The following is a 17,059-nucleotide window of genomic DNA, read 5'->3' as shown; positions in this document are numbered from 1 at the left end:
CGCAGTCTGATATGCACCCGCCCGACGCACACGCAACCCCTGCCCAACAGCTCCTTATGCCCGACGAGACCGAGCGCCAATCCATGATGGCCGAGATGAACGATCGCACGCGCGAGGTGTTTCGCCGCGTGGTCGAAGGCTATCTGGAAACCGGCGATCCGGTGGGATCGCGCACGCTGACCCGGACCATGTCCGAGAAAGTATCCGCGGCCACCATCCGCAATGTGATGCAGGACCTGGAATTTCTGGGGCTTCTGGACTCGCCGCATATCAGTGCAGGCCGTATCCCGACCCAGCAGGGTCTGCGGATGTTCGTGGACGGCCTTCTGGAAGTTTCAGACCTAACCACCGAGGATCGCGCTCGCATTGACGAGACGATGGGGACGAACGAGCGCGACGTTTCGACACTTCTGGATCGTGTCGGATCGGCGCTGTCCGGTGTGACGTCGGGCGCCAGCCTTGTACTGACGCCAAAGCACGAAGCGCCGATCAAGCATATCGACTTCGTGTCGTTGGGCCATGATCGGGCATTGGTGGTTCTGGTTTTTGCCGACGGCCACGTGGAAAATCGCGTTTTTGCCCCGCCCCCCGGCCAGACCCAGTCTTCGATGCGCGAGGCGGCGAACTTCCTGAACGCCATGGCTGAAGGCAGGACTCTTTCGGAACTGCGAGAGAGCATGAAGCGCGAGATCGATCGACACCGCAGGGATCTGGACGTTCTGGCGCAGGCGATGGTCGATACCGGCCTTGCGGTATGGGAACACGAGGGCGAACCCTACGAGCGCTTGATCGTCCGGGGTCGGGCCAACCTTCTTGGCGAAAGCGAGGAGGACTTGGAGCGCATCCGCCGTCTGTTCGACGACCTCGAACGAAAACGCGACATCGCCGAATTCCTGGAGCTCGCCGACGAGGGTCAGGGTGTGCGCATTTTCATCGGCTCGGAAAACAAACTCTTCTCACTTTCGGGTTCATCTCTGGTCGTCTCTCCTTATATGAATGCGGATCGAAAGATCATCGGGGCAGTTGGTGTCATCGGACCCACGCGCCTCAATTACGGGCGGATCGTGCCCATCGTGGATTACACGGCCCAGCTGGTGGGAAAGCTGCTGTCGGGCCGAAGCTGAAAAGGCAGAGTGAGTGCATGGCTGACGAAAACGAACGCGACATCCAGGCCGCCATCGACGAGATGCTGAAGGGTGAGACTGAAGGAACCGATGGACCCAGCGAGGCCGACAAGGTCAAGCGAAGGGCCGCCCCCCGCAAGGACGAGCCGATGGATCTTGACGCCATGGCCGATGAGGAACCGCCCATCACGATGGAGACCGATGGCGTCGCCGCCGAGATGGAAGCCCTCCGCGCAGAGAATAACGAGCTGAAAGACCGGTTCGTCCGCGCGCTGGCCGATGCCGAAAACAGCCGCAAGCGCGCCGACCGCGAACGTCGCGAGGCCAAGAATTACGGCGGCTCGAAGATGGCGCGGGATATGCTGCCGGTCTATGACAACCTACAGCGGGCCATGGCCGCCATCCCCGAAGAAAACCGCGAAGCCAACGCCTCCCTGATCGAAGGGATGGAGCTGACACTGCGAGAGCTGCAGAACACTTTCTCTAAGCACGGGGTCGAAGTCGTCTCGCCGCAGGTTGGCGATAAGTTTGATCCGAAGATGCACGAGGCGATGTTCGAAGCGCCCGTGCCGGGCACTGAAAAAGGAAACATCATCCAGGTGATGACAGTGGGCTTCATGATCCACGACCGGCTTCTGCGTGCGGCACAGGTTGGTGTCAGCTCGACCCCCAAATCCTGATCAGGTCGGCCCACGCGTGAAACTCAGCCAGTCCCTGTCCCGTCTCGGCACTGAATCCGCGTTCGAAGTTCTGGCCCGCGCCGGTAAACTGGCGTCGGAGGGGCGCGACATCATCAATCTTGGGATCGGGCAGCCGGACTTTCAGACCCCGGACCACATTGTAGAGGCCGGGGTGAAGGCGCTGCGGGACGGTGCTCACGGATACACCCCGGCAAATGGGCTGACTGCACTGCGTGAAGCCGTCGCTGCGGACCTCTGCCGGCGCCATGGGGCCGAAGTGAACCCCGACAACGTGATCATCCAGCCTGGCGGCAAACCCACCATGTTTTTCGCGGTCTTGGCGTTCGGCGAGCCGGGGGTCGAGATCATGTATCCCAACCCCGGCTTTCCGATCTACGAGTCGGTCATCGCTTATTCCGGTGCGACGCCTGTTCCCATCGCATTGTCCGAGGATCAGGGCTTCGCCTTCGATGCCGGCACGGTGCTTGGTCAGATCACCGACCGCACCCGCCTGATCATCATCAACTCGCCCGCCAATCCCACCGGGGGCGTGACGCCGAAGGACCAGATCGACAAGCTGGTTGCGGGTCTGGAAGACTATCCCGACGTCGCGATCCTGTCTGACGAGATCTACTCCCAGATGCTCTATGGCGGGCGGGAGCATGTTTCGCTGCTGAATTACCCGCAGATCCGGGACCGCCTGATCGTTCTGGATGGCTGGTCCAAGACCTATGCGATGACCGGCTGGCGGCTGGGTTTTGCCGTGTGGCCGGACAAACTGGTGGAGCCGATCACCCGACTTTGCGTCAACGACCATTCCTGCGTGAACGCCGCGACACAGCATGCCGGGATCGCCGCGTTGGAAGGGCCGCAGGACGCCGTAAATGACATGGTGGCCCAGTTTGATCGCCGTCGCCAGTACATCGTAGAGGCGCTGAATGCCCTTTCCGGCGTTCACTGCGCTGATCCGGGCGGTGCGTTCTACGTGTTCCCCAACATCGAAGGCACGGGCATGGACGCCCGTACCGCCCAGGACCGGCTGTTGAACGACGCAGGCGTCGCCACCGTCGCTGGCACCAGTTTCGGCGCGCATGGCGAGGGGTTCCTGCGCCTGTCCTACGCGAACAGCCTCGAGAATATCGAGGCTGCCATCGACCGGATCGGCAAGCTGCTCTAGGCCATGTCGCAGGCCGCAATAGCCGCCATGTTCAGGATATCGGCGGCGCCCATGCCGGTTGACGCGATCTGGACCGGCGCACGCAGTCCCGTCAGGATCGGGCCTAGAACGGTCGCGCCCCCCATCTCCTGCATCAGCTTGACCGAAATCGACGCCGAGTGTCGTGCGGGCACGACCAACACATTCGCCGGCCCCGTCAGGCGGCTGAACGGATAGTTCTCCTGCATCTTGGGGTTCAGGGCCACGTCGACGGTCATTTCGCCTTCATATTCAAAATCCACCCCGCGGGCGTCCAGAACATGGGGTGCGTGGTGCATCTTTTCGGACCGTTCGCTGACGGGATACCCGAAAGTCGAGAAGCTGACGAACGCAATCCGCGGTTCCAGCCCCAACGCGCGCGCTACGTCGGCCCCGCGGGAGGCAATATTCGCCAAGTCCTGCTCGTTCGGCCATTCGTGGACCAGCGTGTCCGCGATCAGCACGACGCGACCGTTCAAAAGAAGCGCGGTGATCCCGACGGCCCCGTCCTCGGCTCGGGCGTCGAAAACCATGTTGATCTGGTCCAAGACATGCGCCGACTTGCGCGTGGCGCCGGTAACCATCGCGTCCCCGTGACCGTGGGCCAGCATGCAAGCTGAGAAGATGTGGCGATCCCGCGCGGCCATCCGATGCACGTCGGACCGGTCATACCCCTTCCTCTGAAGCCGGGCGTAGAGGAAATCCTTGTAGACTGCCAATTTATCAGTCTTGGCCGCGTTGACGATCTGCAACCCTTCCATCGCGTCTTCGATGCCTTCGGCGCGCAGTTTATCGCGGATATCGGCCTCACGCCCGACGACGATGGCTTCTCCCAGCCCCTCTCGACGATAGGCAATGGCGGCTTTCAGCACCCGCAAATCGTCACCTTCCGCGAAGATCATGCGTTTCTGCGCGGCACGTGCCCGCGCATAGATCCCCTGCAGGATCGAAGCGGTCGGATCCATCCGTGCTTTCAGGGCCTGCTGGTATCCATCCATGTCGACGATCGGCCGCCGCGCCGCGCCGGTATCCATTCCGGCGCGCGCCACTGCGGGTGGAATGCGCCAGATCAGCCGGGGATCGAAGGGCGTCGGGATGATGTAGTCGCGCCCGAATTTCAGGCTACGCCCATAGGCGATGGCGACCTCGTCGGGTACGTCCTCGCGCGCCAAAGCGGCCAGCGCCTCGGCGCAGGCGATCTTCATCTCGTCATTGATCGCTCGGGCATGGACGTCCAGGGCACCTCGGAACAGGTAGGGAAATCCAAGGACGTTGTTTACCTGATTGGGATAGTCCGACCGCCCCGTTGCCACGATCACGTCCTCTCGGACGGCGTGAACCTCTTCCGGCGTGATCTCGGGGTCGGGATTGGCCATCGCGAAGATGACGGCATCGGGGGCCATGCTTTCGACCATGGCCTGCGTCACGGCACCCTTGACGCTGACGCCCAGAAACACGTCCGCGCCGTCCATGGCCTGTTCCAGCGTGCGTAGATCGGTTCGTGCGGCATGGGCGGACTTCCACTGGTTCATGCCCTCCGTCCGACCCTGCCAGATGACGCCCTTGGTGTCGCACATGATGCAATTGTCGGGCGTGGCCCCCATGGACTTGAGCAGTTCGAGACACGCGATCCCGGCCGCGCCTGCCCCGTTCAGAACGATGCGAACGTCCCCGATCTTCTTGCCCGAAAGGTGCAGTGCGTTGATAAGGCCCGCCGCACAGATCACCGCCGTCCCGTGTTGATCGTCGTGGAACACGGGGATGTCCATCTCTTCCTTCAGGCGGCTTTCGATGATGAAACATTCGGGCGCCTTGATATCCTCCAGATTGATCCCCCCGAAGGTCGGTCCCATCAGCCGCACCGCCTGGCAGAACGCGTCCGGGTCCTCGGTATCCAGCTCGATATCGATCGAGTTCACGTCCGCAAACCGTTTGAACAGCACCGACTTGCCTTCCATGACCGGTTTGGAGGCCAGCGCGCCCAGGTTCCCCAAGCCCAGCACCGCCGTCCCGTTCGATATCACGGCGACCAGATTGCCCTTGTTGGTATAATCATAGGCCTGTCCGGGCTCGGCTGCGATGCGCTCGCACGGGACGGCCACGCCGGGGGAATAGGCAAGGCTAAGGTCGCGCTGGGTGGACATCGGCACGCTGGCGGCGATGTCGAACTTGCCCGGACGCGGGTGCATGTGAAACTGCAGCGCCTCTTCGTCGGTGAATTTCTTGGCCATGGTGCCCCTCTTGCCTGTACCCCGACGGCTTCCATGCCACGGTAGTGGTGCGGGATTCTAGACAAAAAAGTTTCGTGGAACGATCCTGCGGTGAAACATTTGTAAAACGACGAAGAGGAGAACCACCAATGTCCATGATCGACCTGAAGGACGTCGCGCCCCGGAACGAGAGCGGGACAGTGAACGTCTTCGTCGAGACCCCGAAGGGCTCGCGCCATAAATACGATATCGACGATCACGGGCTGGTGCGGATCGCCATCGAGCTTCCCGAGGGCGTGACCTTCCCCTGCTCCTTCGGGTTCGTGCCCAACACCATCGCCCCTGATGGGGACGCCTTGGATATTGTGCTGATCACCGCTGGCGAGGTTCCAGCCAGGTCCCTGATCGAGGCCCGGCTGATCGGCGTTTTGAAGATGGAGAACGACGAAGGCGGAGAGATGAAGCGCAACGATCGCGTCGTCGCCGTCGCCACGATGAGCCGCGTCTTCTCGGAAATCAAAGAGCTCGAGCAGATGCATTCCGGGTTCGCGTGGGATATCGAGGAGTTCTTCAAAACTTATAACGAGATGATCGAGCGACCCTTCGAGGTCGTCGGCCGTGGCGATGCCGCGGAAGCGCACCGGATGCTGGAAGAAGCCGAAGCCGCCGCCTGACTTCCGCCGGCCGGGAGCTTTTGCTACAGGATGCCGACCGGAACCAGGGGGGCATCCGTGACCGACGCACCGACGCCGATGATGGCGCAGTTTCTCGAGATCAAGGCCGATCACCCCGATGCCCTTCTGTTCTACCGGATGGGCGATTTCTACGAGCTGTTCTTCGACGACGCCGCGGCGGCCGCGGGTGCTCTGGACATAGCACTGACCAAGCGCGGCAAGCACCTGGGCGAGGACATTCCGATGTGCGGCGTCCCGGTCCATTCTGCCGAAGGGTATCTTCTTACGCTGATCCGCAAGGGGTTCCGGGTCGCGGTCTGCGAACAGATGGAAGACCCGGCCGAAGCCAAGAAGCGCGGTTCGAAATCCGTGGTGAAGCGCGGAGTGGTGCGTCTGGTGACACCCGGTACCCTGACCGAAGAGTCGTTGCTGGATGCACGCCGCCACAACTACCTAGCCGCATGGGCCGACGTGCGCGGCGACGGGGCGCTGGCCTGGGTGGACATTTCCACAGGAGAGCTGCGCGTCACCCCCTGCCCCCGCGTCCGGCTTGGCCCCGAACTGGCCCGTCTCGCCCCGCGCGAGGTCCTGCTGAGCGAGACGGTCGAGGCCGAACTCGAGCCGCTCGTCACCGAACTGGGCGGTGCGGTGACGCCCCTGTCGCGCGGATCGTTCGACAGCGTTCAGGGGGAAAAGCGGCTGTGTTCCACGTGGAAGGTCGGATCGCTCGATGCGTTCGGCACGTTCGGCCGGGCCGAGATCAGCGCGATGGCGGCCATCGTCGACTATCTGGAAATCACGCAGCGCGGGAAAATTCCCCTTCTGCGCGCGCCTCTGCGGGAAGAACCGCAGGCTGTAATGCAAATCGATGCGGCCACGCGCCGCAACCTCGAATTGACCCATTCACTGTCGGGCGGTCGTCAAGGCTCGCTTCTCTGGGCGATCGACCGAACTGTGACTGCGGCGGGGGGGCGCCTGCTCGAACGGCGGCTGACATCGCCTTCGCGCGATCTGGGCACGATCCGCGCACGACAGGCCGGTGTGGCCCTGCTGGTGGATGATGGGCGGCTGGCAGAAACCCTTCGTGACCGTCTTAGGGAAGTTCCTGACATGGATCGCGCCCTGTCGCGCCTTGCCCTGGACCGCGGTGGACCGCGCGATCTGGCCGCCATTCGCGACGGACTCGCGCAAGCGCTGGAACTGCGCGCGATCCTGACGGATGCCCCAGACCTACCGGACGCCCTGACCGACGCGGGTGCGGCCCTCGGTGGGTATGGCACTTTGACCGACCTTCTGGACGCGGCGCTGGTGGCCGATCCGCCGCATCTTGCCCGCGACGGCGGGTTCATCGCGCCGGGCCACGACGCCGACCTGGACGAAGCGCGCCAGCTGCGGGACGAAGGCCGGGGCGTGATCGCCAGGATGCAGGCGGACTACGCCGCCGAGGCCGGGATCTCCGCACTTAAGGTCAAGCACAACAACGTCCTGGGCTACTTCATCGAGGTTACCTCGACCCATGCCGACAAGATGTTCGCCCTGTCGGACCGTTTCATCCACCGCCAGACCACCGCCAGTGCCGTTCGCTTCACCACGGTGGATCTGAGCGAGCTGGAAACGAAGATCCTCAATGCCGGATCGCGCGCGCTGGAAATCGAGAAGCGCCTGTTCGCTGGCCTTTCGGGCGCCATCGTGGCGGAGGCCGCCGCCATCGGTCAGGCCGCCCGCGCGCTGGCCGAACTGGATGTCGCAACCGCCCTTGCCCATCTTGCCACGACCGAGGACTGGACGCGCCCCAAGGTCGAGGACAGCCGCGTGTTCCACGTCGACGGCGGCCGCCATCCGGTGGTCGAACGTGCGCTGAAAGCGCAGGGCGGCGGTCCCTTCATCGCGAATGATTGCGATCTGTCGGATGGCGACGGTCCCGCCTGCTGGCTGCTAACCGGTCCAAACATGGCCGGTAAATCCACCTTCCTGCGCCAGAACGCGGTGATTGCCCTGCTGGCCCAGATGGGCGCCTTCGTCCCCGCGGACGCCGCCACCATCGGCATCGTCAGCCAGTTGTTCAGCCGTGTGGGCGCCGCCGACGACCTTGCCCGCGGCCGGTCCACCTTCATGGTCGAGATGGTCGAGACGGCGGCGATCCTCAACCAGGCGGACGAAAGCGCGCTGGTCATCCTGGACGAGATCGGCCGAGGCACTGCCACCTACGATGGCCTGTCGATCGCGTGGGCGACGCTGGAGCATCTGCACGACGTCAACCGGTGCCGCGCGCTGTTCGCGACGCATTACCACGAGCTGACCCATCTGGCCGAGAAACTGGACGGAGTTCGCAATGCCACCGTCGCGGTCAAGGAATGGGAGGGGGAGGTGATCTTCCTCCACGAGGTGCGCAAGGGATCTGCCGACCGTTCCTACGGGGTGCAGGTCGCGAAACTGGCTGGCCTTCCGGCTTCGGTGATCCAACGTGCGGAAACCGTGTTGACCGCGCTGGAGAAGGGCGAGGCCGAGGGCAAGAAGACCGCCCTGATCGACGACCTGCCGCTGTTTTCTGCCGCCCCGCCCCCGGCGGTTCCGGCGAAAGGTCCGTCCCCCTTGATCGAAAGGCTTCAGGCGCTTCTTCCGGACGAGTTGACCCCGCGCGAAGCGCTGGATCTTGTGTACGAACTGAAGGCCTTGTCCAAGACTTAGGTGCCCAATTGCACCGCCTTCGCCCAAATGCGCGCGCCCACTTCGATCAGCGCGTCGGGAAAATCGTAGCGCGGATCGTGCAAGGGCGGCTGGTCTCCCGCACCCAGAAACAGCATTGCGGCCGGCGCAAGTGTTCCCAATCGCCCGAAATCCTCGGACGGACGCCAAGGCTGCCCCTCTGGTCCGTGCGGCACGCCAGCGGCATCCAGCGCCCCGCGCAACAGCGCGACGGCGGGGGGATCGTTCACCGTGGCCTCGAACACCTCGTGATAGTCGATTTCGATACCTAATCCGTCCGCCTTTGCCGCGCCGCGGGCCATGGCTTCGGCTTCGGCCATCAGTGCCTCCATCCGCGCGTCGGTCAGCGTGCGCAGGGTAGCGCGCAGTTCGCCCGACCCCGGGGCCACGCCGAACGCCGTGCCGCCCATCGACACGCCCGCGACGGTGACTAGCGCGAACCGATCTTGTGGAAAATCCCCTTCGGCCAGCCCGGTCAGTTCCTCCATCAGCTGCGCCAGGGCGGCACGCGGGCTGATCCCGTGTTCGGGGGTCGAGGCATGCGCCTCGCGCCCCTTCAGCTGCACGCGCATTCCACGTGAGGCGCAGCCCATCGCGCCCTCGGCAAGGGCCACCTGCCCGAACGGAAGCCCCGGCAGGTTGTGCAGCGACACCACCAGATCGGGCGCCAGATCCGCCGTTCGTGTGTCGTTCAGAACGGCCAGGGCGCCTGCGCCATCCTCCTCGGCCGGCTGGAACAGAAGCACGACGCGGCCCATGTCGAACCCGCGCCCCAGCGCGCATCCCAACGCGCACAGGATCGCCATATGCCCGTCATGTCCGCACAGGTGCCCCTGCCCCGGCACGTCCGAGGCCCAATCGACCTCACTGGCCTCGGGGATCGGCAGCGCGTCCAGCTCGGCGCGGATCATCAGGCACCGCCCGGGCGCCGCACCGTGAAACACCGCAGCGACACCGGTGCCGCCCAGCCCGGTCAAGACCTCGGCACCTGCGGATCGCATCTGCGCGGCGATCACGCTGGCGGTCCAATTCTCGTGCCCGGAAAGTTCGGGGCGGGCATGCAAACGGCGGCGCAGATCCCGCGCCGCCGTCACGTCGTCTTTCGTTACATCAACCATACCCGCGACCCTGTAGCGGGACGGGCAGTCCGTCAATTCACGAACGGTGCGTCGTCGCCCCAAACCTCGCGAACACGCTCGTCCCTTTGGCACCCGTTGCGGTAGCGCTCGTAAGCAACCGATTTCGGCACGGCCAGTCCGACGGAGGAGAACGCGATCCGCTCATCGGATTTGTAGTAATCCTGATGATAGTCGCCCACCGGATAGAACTCACCGGCTGACTGCACGGGCGTCACGATCTCGCGTCCCAATTCCTCTTCGGCTGCGGCGATCGCAGCTTCGGCGGCTTGGCGTTGGTCTTCGTTCTCGACGAAGATTGCAGTTGTGTATTCCAGTCCGCGGTCGCAGAACTGCCCACCGGCGTCGAACGGATCGATGGAGCGCAGGAACAAGTCGTAGATCTGGCGATAGCTGACCTCGGTATCGTCAAAAGGCACGCGCACCGCCTCGATATGATCGCCGGAGTTCCCGTAGGTCGGGCTTTCGGTCGTTCCGCCGGTGAAGCCCGAGATGGCATCGCCGACGCCCTGGACCTTCTCGAAATCGGCTTCGACACACCAGAAGCAGCCGCCTGCCAGATAGGCGGTCTGCTGCGCGGCATGGGCCATGCCGGACGGGGCCGCGATGCCGAGCGCAGCGAACAGGGGTGCGAGAATGAGCTTTGGATTGGTCATGAAAATCCTCCTTTGGCGTTACTTTCGCGCGCCTCGCGCCTCTTTCAACGCACGAGGGTGTCAGATCACCCGACCGTGACGGTTTGCATAGGAATTCGCATTTTTTGAAACCTTTCCGAATCCGCCTCGTGACTGTGGGCATCGACACCAACAGGGAAGAATACCCATGAAAACGATGACACTCGCCGCCGCACTCTCCGTTCTTGCGACCGGGGCCTTCGCCGAAGCGCATTCGATGACGCCCGCCGTGTCTGCCTCGGACCAGGATGTATCGGAAGGAACGGTCACCGCGGAAACCGTTACGGCCACCGAGAATGGCTGGCTGGTCGTTCACCGCACCGACGAGGAAATGGCTCCGGGCCCCGTGGTCGGCTATGCCCCGCTGAAGATGGGCGAGACAATGGATGTTGCCGCGATCCTGCAGGAAGACGTGGCCTCGGGCGATATGCTGATGCTGATGGTTCACTCCGAAGCGGGTGGGAACGAGACCGGCGTCTTTGAATATACCCTCGGCGCGACCGAAGACGGGCCGATCCGCATGGACGACGAACTGGTCATGCAGGTCATCACCGCCGAGTGATACTTCGGACATGTCTGGATCGGGGCGGCCTTCGGGCCGCCCTTTTCCGTTTTCGACCGTCGTTCACGCTCGATTGAAAGGCCGCTTCGGATTCCGCGCTAGGTCATGTCAGAAACCGGAGGAGGATCCCATGACCGACCGCCGCACCGTTCTGAAGACCAGCATCGCAAGCCTTCTGGCCGGGTTTTCCGCCGGGCGCGTCCAGGCGCAGGGTGCCGGGCCGGTCGTTCTTATCACCGGGTGTTCCTCGGGCTTCGGTCGTCTGACCGCGCTGGAGTTCGCGCGCGCCGGGTACCGGACCGTCGCTTCGATGCGCAACTTGGCAACGGACAATGCGGGGCCTGCCGAGGATTTGCGCGCGATTGCCGCCTCCGAAGGGCTGGCCCTTAAGGTCGTCGAGATCGACGTGCGTGACGATGCGTCCGTCTCGTCCGGGCATGCCGCGGCGGTCGCGGCCTATGGCCCCGTGGAGATCCTGGTCTCGAACGCGGGTATTGGGATTCCCCTTCCCGCCGGCCTGTCGATCCCGGCAACCCAAGAGGTGATGGAGACGAACTTTTACGGCGGGCTGCGCATGGCTCATGCCGTTCTACCGGGGATGCGCGCGCAGAACCGGGGCCTGATCATCCAGGTGACCAGTGCATTGGGGCGGTACACCCTGCCCCTGTATGCGGCCTATTGCGCGTCGAAACATGCGCTCGAGGCCGCGTTCACCGCTTTGGCCTATGAAATGCATCCGTTCGGGATCGAGACGACCCTGATCCAGCCGGGTGGCTACGACACGATGTTCAAGGAAAACGCCCGCCGCGATGTGAACAGGTATCTCGAACGTATCTCCGAGGATCGGCAGGCGCCCTATTCCGACCATATCGATGCGTTGGAAAACATCCTGCGCGAGCAGCGCACCCCGCCGCCCCGCCAGATCGCGCGAGCAATCTTGGCGGTTGCAGAAATGCCGCGCGGCGAACGACCCCTGCACGTGGCCGAGGGGCCGGGCATGTCCGATCTTGCGCCTTTGAACGAACGATTGACTGACGTGACCGAATCCAGCCTGCGGTATTACATCGACCGCCCCGATTGGATGGACGTCGACATGGGGTGATCTTCCCCAGTGCCGATGCGATCCCCATATGAGGCAGGATTTCGAATGAGTGGAGTCTTTCATGGGGTACGCAAAAACCGCGCTTCTTATGGCCGCAATGACGGCCCTGTTCCTTGGCGTCGGCTATTTGCTGGGTGGGACGGCCGGTATCGTCATCGCGTTTGCGGTGGCCGTGGCGATGAACGCCTTTTCGTGGTGGAACTCGGACAAGATGGTCCTGCGGATGCACAACGCCCATCCCGTCGGGCCGGACGACCGTTCGGGCCTTTCCGAGATGGTTGCCGATCTGGCGCGGAACGCCGGGCTTCCGATGCCGGCCGTCTATTTGATCGACACGCCGCAACCGAACGCGTTCGCCACTGGTCGCAACCCCGAGAACGCCGCGGTCGCGGTCACGGCTGGCCTGATGCAATCGCTCACCCGCGAGGAACTGGCGGCCGTGATCGCGCACGAGCTGGCCCATATCAAGAACCGGGACACGGCGATCATGACCGTGACGGCCACCTTCGCCGGTGCAATCTCGATGCTCGCGAACTTCGCGCTGTTCTTCGGTGGCTCGCGCGAGAGGATGGGGATCGTCGGCACGCTGGCCATGATGATCCTGGCCCCGTTGGCCGCTGCGTTGGTGCAGATGGCCATCAGCCGCACCCGCGAATATGCTGCCGACCGCGAGGGCGCGGAAATCTGCGGCAACCCGTTGTGGCTGGCCTCGGCGCTTGAGCGGATTGCCCAGGGGGCTGCGCGCATCGACAACCACGCGGCCGAGCGCAATCCCGCCACCGCGCATATGTTCATCATCAACCCGTTGCACGCGCACAAGCACGACAACCTGTTCTCGACCCACCCCGCGACCGAGAACCGGATCGCCGCGCTGCGCGAGCTGGCCGGAAATGTCCGCCCGTCCGCCATCCCGCGGACAGGTCGCAAGTCCGTCAAGGCTGGTCCCTGGGGCTGACTATTTCAGAAGCTGAGAGAGTTTCAGGGCGACCTTCATGTCGCCCGAAACCTTGATCTTGCCGGTGGCGAAGGCCGTCATCGGGTTCAGCTTTCCCGCCACGAGCTTCTCCAAGTTGGCCTGGGAGATATGGATGGTGCAGTCCGCTGGTTCATCGGCCAGCCGCGCCTCGGTTCCGTGGAGCGTGATCGCCCCTTCGCCGCCGCAGTCGAACTTGATGCTGTCGTCCAGCGGCTTGCGGTCCAGCCCGCGCTGAAACCTGTCGCGAATATCTGCAAGTGCCATGCCCGTCCCCCTTGCAGGTGATGTGCCGGAAGGACGGGCAGCGCGGAAGCGTGACGTTACGACCCCAGCCGCCGCTTGCGCGCGGCCAGCAGTTTCAGCCGCAGCGCGTTCAGTTGGATGAACCCCGCCGCGTCCTTCTGGTCGTAGGCGCCGGCGTCGTCCTCGAACGTGACATGCGCCTCGGAGTAAAGCGAGTGGTCCGACCACCGCCCGACCGTCCGCGCCACACCCTTGTAAAGCTTCAGCCGCACCGTGCCGGTGACGTGCTGCTGGCTGTGGTCGATGGCGGCCTGCAGCATCTCGCGCTCGGGCGAGAACCAGAAGCCATTGTAGATCAGCTCGGCATAGCGCGGCATCAGCTCGTCCTTCAGGTGCGCCTGTCCGCGGTCCAGCGTGATCTGCTCGATCCCGCGATGGGCTTCCAGCAGGATGGTGCCGCCGGGCGTCTCATAGATGCCGCGGGATTTCATGCCGACGAACCGCCCTTCGACCAGGTCCAGCCGCCCGATCCCGTGCTTGCCGCCCAGTTCGTTCAGCTTGGTCAGGATCGTGGCGGGCGACATCGCCTCGCCGTTGATCGAAACGGCGTCGCCTTTCTCGAACCCGATCTCGACATATTCCGGCTCGTTCGGGGCATCCTCGGGGTTCACGGTGCGCTGATACACGTAATCGGGCGCGTCCTCGGCCGGATCCTCCAGCACCTTGCCCTCGGACGAGGTGTGCAAAAGGTTCGCGTCGACGCTGAACGGCGCCTCGCCGCGCTTGTCCTTGGCGATCTGGATCTGATGCTTCTCGGCAAAGTCGATCAGCTTGGTGCGGCTGGTCAGGTCCCACTCGCGCCAAGGCGCGATCACCTTGATGTCGGGGTTCAGCGCGTAGGCGGCCAGTTCGAACCGGACCTGATCGTTGCCCTTGCCGGTTGCGCCGTGGGCGACGGCATCGGCGCCCTCCTCGGCCGCGATCTCCACCAGCCGTTTCGAGATCAGCGGCCGCGCGATGGACGTGCCCAGCAAATAAAGCCCTTCATACAGCGCGTTGGCGCGGAACATCGGGAACACGAAGTCGCGGACGAATTCCTCGCGCAGATCCTCGATATGGATGGACGCGGCGCCCATCTGTTCGGCCTTCTTGCGCGCCGGCTCAAGCTCTTCGCCCTGGCCCAGATCGGCGGTGAAGGTCACGACCTCGCACCCGTATTCGGTCTGAAGCCATTTGAGGATGATCGAGGTATCAAGGCCCCCGGAATAAGCGAGGACGACTTTTTTCGGCTGCGACATGGTCCCGTGTCTCCTTTACGTCAGGGGGGCGGATATGATGTTTCGCTGGTATCGGCAAGATTGCGGGACACGGCGCGCTGACCGATGGTCCTAAATTCCGAAGGAGGTGAGGCGATGAAGGGTTGGGATCTTTTCAGGCATTCGGTTGCCATGATCTCGCACAACGTCGGCGCTGCGTTCCGTGTCACGGGGCTGCCGTATGCGATCATCCTTGTCGTGACGCTGATGTTTCCGGCGGTGTTCGGGGTCGATCCTGACCCGTCGCCGCGGCTCGGTCTTCTCTTCTTTCCGGCCGTACTTCTGTCCGTGCTCGCATTTCTGTGGCTGGCTGTTCAGTGGCACCGTTACGTTCTGACCGGAGAGATCCAGCAAGGGCTCGTGCCGCACTGGCACGGAAAGCTGAACCTTGCCTATTTCGGGCGGTCGATCCTGCTGGGCCTTCTGAGCATTCCCATATTCCTGATCGCGTTCATCCCCGCGGGCCTGCTGATCGCGGCCGCTCCGTCGATCTGGGTCATCCTACTGTCGAACACGCTGGCATTCGGGCTGGCGGGGGCGATCGTCGGCCGGTTCAGCCCCGTGCTTCCTGCCATTGCCGTGGGTCACAAGCTGTCCTTCGGGGACGCGTGGCGCGCGACGAAGGGGGCCACTGCGCCCATTTTGGTGATGGCCCTGTTTCTGGGTTTTCTATCCGCATTGCCTTCGATCCTGATCTTTGTGGGGCTTGGGATTATCGCTGTTGTTGCCAACCTGGCGTTCCAATGGCTTATCACGGTCCTCAGCGTCAGCGTAATGACCACCCTTTACGGCCATTATGTCGAAGGCCGCGAATTGACCTGACGGCGACATCGCGTCATCTGCTGTGACATGAGCGAATTTACCGATGCGGCCCGCAATCTGACCGAGCGTCTGCGCGACCTGTTTCCCGCAACGCCCTTGCAGCAGAATGCCTATCTCAGCCAGAAATACGGGGCCGACATCTGGCTCAAGCGCGAGGATCTGTCGCCCGTTCGGTCCTACAAGATCCGCGGCGCGTTCAACGCGATGCGCAAGGTCAGGGATACCGATCCCGACCAGACCCTGTTCGTTGCCGCCAGTGCGGGCAATCACGCGCAAGGCGTGGCGTTCAACTGCGCGCATTTCGGGGTGAACGGGGTGATCTTCATGCCGGTCACGACACCCCGGCAAAAGGTCGACAAGACCCGGGCCTTCGGCGGCGTCCATGTCGAAATCCGGCTGATCGGTGACTATTTCGACGAGACTTTGCAGGTCGCGAAAGAATTCTGCGCGGCGGAAGGCGGGCATTTTCTAGCCCCGTTCGATGATCCGGATGTGATCGAAGGACAGGCCTCGGTCGCCGTCGAAATGATGGCGGAGTTGCCGGGTGTTCCCGATCTCGTGGTCCTTCCTGTCGGTGGCGGGGGGCTGTCGTCCGGCGTGAAACGCTATCTGGAGGAGAACGCCCCCGGCGTGCCCCTCATGCTGGTCGAACCGAAGGGGGGTGCAAGCCTTTCGGGGGCGCTAAAGGCGGGTGAACCGGTTACGTTGCCGTGGGTTGATTCGTTCGTCGATGGCGCGTCCGTTGCGCGGATTGGGCAGTCCACGTGGGAGGTTCTCAAGGACGTGCCACCGGATCGCGTCTTGTTGGTACCAGAGGACCGGGTTTGCGCGACTATCCTCGAGATGTTGAACGTAGAGGGGATCGTGCTTGAACCTGCGGGTGCACTGTCCCTTGACGTTCTGCCAACGCTGGCAGCTGATATTCGCGGCAAGCGGGTGGTTTGCGTGACCTCTGGCGGCAACTTCGATTTCGAGCGCCTTCCAGAGGTCAAGGAACGGGCACAACGCTACTCCGGTGTCAAAAAGTATCTGATCCTGAGGATGCCGCAGCGACCCGGCGCGTTGAGGGATTTCCTGGACTTGCTTGGCCCCGACGATGACATCGCGCGGTTCGAGTACCTCAAGAAGTCAGCGCGGAATTTCGGGTCCGTCCTGATCGGGATCGAGACCGTGGCCGAAGAAAATTTCGCGGCACTGTTCGCCCGCTTGGATGCGGCGGAGTTCACCTATCGTGATATTACCAACGACCAGCTTCTGGCCGAGCTTCTGATCTAGCCGCCCGACAGCATCGAGCGGAGTTCCCGGCACGAGTCGGCGTAGGCCAAGGTTACGGATTGAAGATCGACGGGCAGGTTGTCGCGCGCCGCGTTTTCGCTCTGCTTGCAGATCACGGCCAGCCTGGAGAACCCCAGGTTTTCGGCGCTGCCACGAAGCCCGTGAAGCTGATCGGCAAGCTGGTCAGGCACTTGTTGAGGAAGCGCATCGACAGGGCCGGACGACTCCTCCTCAAACAGGTCGAGGAGTTCCAGAAGACCTTCCGTCCCGAAGATCTCCCGCATCTCTGCCAGGTGGGTCATGTCCAGAAGTGAAATCATCATGTCCTTGCGATAGGGCGCGCGGGTTAAGAATGGGTTAGGCC

16 protein-coding genes are annotated in these 17,059 nt (G+C 63.3%); 10 read left to right on the top strand and 6 right to left on the bottom strand.

Annotation, left to right across the window (positions count from 1 at the left end; translation table 11 throughout):
• Window positions 1-56 precede the first annotated feature (56 nt).
• The 3 genes from hrcA to PAA8504_RS04795 all read left to right on the top strand — a co-directional run bounded on the left by hrcA (window position 57) and on the right by PAA8504_RS04795 (window position 2,981).
• A complete protein-coding gene (gene hrcA, locus PAA8504_RS04805) occupies window positions 57-1,124 on the top strand; it encodes a heat-inducible transcriptional repressor HrcA (protein WP_108893503.1) in 1,068 nt (355 codons plus the stop codon).
• A 164-nt stretch (window positions 1,125-1,288) separates the two neighbouring features.
• Window positions 1,289-1,804, top strand: coding sequence for a nucleotide exchange factor GrpE (locus PAA8504_RS04800; protein WP_245897552.1), 516 nt, complete (start codon window positions 1,289-1,291; stop codon window positions 1,802-1,804).
• A 16-nt stretch (window positions 1,805-1,820) separates the two neighbouring features.
• Window positions 1,821-2,981, top strand: a complete 1,161-nt coding sequence (locus PAA8504_RS04795; RefSeq protein WP_108893026.1) for a pyridoxal phosphate-dependent aminotransferase — start codon at window positions 1,821-1,823, stop codon at window positions 2,979-2,981.
• On the opposite strand, the gene PAA8504_RS04790 is transcribed toward PAA8504_RS04795, so the two are convergent.
• On the bottom strand, window positions 2,978-5,230 hold the full coding sequence (locus tag PAA8504_RS04790) for an NADP-dependent malic enzyme (RefSeq protein ID WP_108893025.1): 2,253 nt from the start codon (window positions 5,228-5,230) through the stop codon (window positions 2,978-2,980). The genes PAA8504_RS04795 and PAA8504_RS04790 overlap by 4 nt on opposite strands.
• Before the next feature lie 128 nt (window positions 5,231-5,358).
• Here PAA8504_RS04790 and PAA8504_RS04785 point away from each other — a divergent pair, with 128 nt between their 5' ends.
• Together PAA8504_RS04785 and mutS are read left to right on the top strand one after the other, a co-directional pair.
• Complete coding sequence (locus PAA8504_RS04785; RefSeq protein WP_108893024.1) at window positions 5,359-5,883, top strand: inorganic diphosphatase; 525 nt, start codon at window positions 5,359-5,361, stop codon at window positions 5,881-5,883.
• A gap of 78 nt (window positions 5,884-5,961) precedes the next feature.
• Window positions 5,962-8,571 (top strand): DNA mismatch repair protein MutS, encoded by a 2,610-nt coding sequence (gene mutS / locus PAA8504_RS04780; protein ID WP_108893502.1) that lies wholly within the window; start codon window positions 5,962-5,964, stop codon window positions 8,569-8,571.
• Here the strand turns inward: mutS and PAA8504_RS04775 are convergent.
• Window positions 8,568-9,707 carry an amidohydrolase gene (locus tag PAA8504_RS04775; RefSeq protein WP_108893023.1) on the bottom strand — a complete coding sequence of 380 codons (1,140 nt, stop codon included), beginning with the start codon at window positions 9,705-9,707 and terminating at the stop codon, window positions 8,568-8,570. The two genes, mutS and PAA8504_RS04775, sit on opposite strands and share 4 nt — an antisense overlap.
• A 32-nt stretch (window positions 9,708-9,739) precedes the next feature.
• Window positions 9,740-10,381 (bottom strand): peptide-methionine (S)-S-oxide reductase MsrA, encoded by a 642-nt coding sequence (msrA, locus tag PAA8504_RS04770; protein ID WP_108893022.1) that lies wholly within the window; start codon window positions 10,379-10,381, stop codon window positions 9,740-9,742.
• Between the two features lie 166 nt (window positions 10,382-10,547).
• Between msrA and PAA8504_RS04765 the strand changes: the two genes are divergently transcribed.
• The 3 genes from PAA8504_RS04765 to htpX all read left to right on the top strand — a co-directional run bounded on the left by PAA8504_RS04765 (window position 10,548) and on the right by htpX (window position 13,018).
• Window positions 10,548-10,961 (top strand): DUF7282 domain-containing protein, encoded by a 414-nt coding sequence (locus tag PAA8504_RS04765; RefSeq protein WP_108893021.1) that lies wholly within the window; start codon window positions 10,548-10,550, stop codon window positions 10,959-10,961.
• A gap of 130 nt (window positions 10,962-11,091) precedes the next feature.
• Window positions 11,092-12,063: an SDR family NAD(P)-dependent oxidoreductase gene (locus PAA8504_RS04760; protein ID WP_181375692.1), complete on the top strand. Its 972-nt coding sequence runs from the start codon at window positions 11,092-11,094 to the stop codon at window positions 12,061-12,063.
• A 61-nt stretch (window positions 12,064-12,124) separates the two neighbouring features.
• Window positions 12,125-13,018, top strand: coding sequence for a zinc metalloprotease HtpX (gene htpX, locus PAA8504_RS04755; RefSeq protein ID WP_108893019.1), 894 nt, complete (start codon window positions 12,125-12,127; stop codon window positions 13,016-13,018).
• Here the strand turns inward: htpX and PAA8504_RS04750 are convergent, their stop codons facing one another.
• Together PAA8504_RS04750 and PAA8504_RS04745 are read right to left on the bottom strand one after the other, a co-directional pair.
• Entirely contained in the window at window positions 13,019-13,303 is a 285-nt protein-coding gene (locus tag PAA8504_RS04750) for an SCP2 sterol-binding domain-containing protein (RefSeq protein ID WP_108893018.1), read from the bottom strand.
• A 56-nt stretch (window positions 13,304-13,359) separates the two neighbouring features.
• Complete coding sequence (locus PAA8504_RS04745; RefSeq protein WP_108893017.1) at window positions 13,360-14,580, bottom strand: argininosuccinate synthase; 1,221 nt, start codon at window positions 14,578-14,580, stop codon at window positions 13,360-13,362.
• Window positions 14,581-14,694: 114 nt separating this feature from the next.
• Between PAA8504_RS04745 and PAA8504_RS04740 the strand changes: the two genes are divergently transcribed.
• Together PAA8504_RS04740 and ilvA are read left to right on the top strand one after the other, a co-directional pair.
• Entirely contained in the window at window positions 14,695-15,420 is a 726-nt protein-coding gene (locus tag PAA8504_RS04740; protein WP_108893016.1) for a hypothetical protein, read from the top strand.
• A 27-nt stretch (window positions 15,421-15,447) separates the two neighbouring features.
• Window positions 15,448-16,695, top strand: a complete 1,248-nt coding sequence (gene ilvA, locus PAA8504_RS04735; RefSeq protein ID WP_108893015.1) for a threonine ammonia-lyase IlvA — start codon at window positions 15,448-15,450, stop codon at window positions 16,693-16,695.
• Here ilvA and PAA8504_RS04730 read toward each other — a convergent pair.
• Window positions 16,692-17,015 (bottom strand): Hpt domain-containing protein, encoded by a 324-nt coding sequence (locus PAA8504_RS04730; RefSeq protein WP_181375691.1) that lies wholly within the window; start codon window positions 17,013-17,015, stop codon window positions 16,692-16,694. The genes ilvA and PAA8504_RS04730 overlap by 4 nt on opposite strands.
• Window positions 17,016-17,059 lie beyond the last annotated feature (44 nt).

The organism is Palleronia abyssalis, from assembly GCF_900302445.1.
Lineage (GTDB): Bacteria > Pseudomonadota > Alphaproteobacteria > Rhodobacterales > Rhodobacteraceae > Palleronia > Palleronia abyssalis.
Note: the sequence above shows the minus strand (reverse complement) of the source record. Positions and strands in the feature narration are given on the sequence as shown.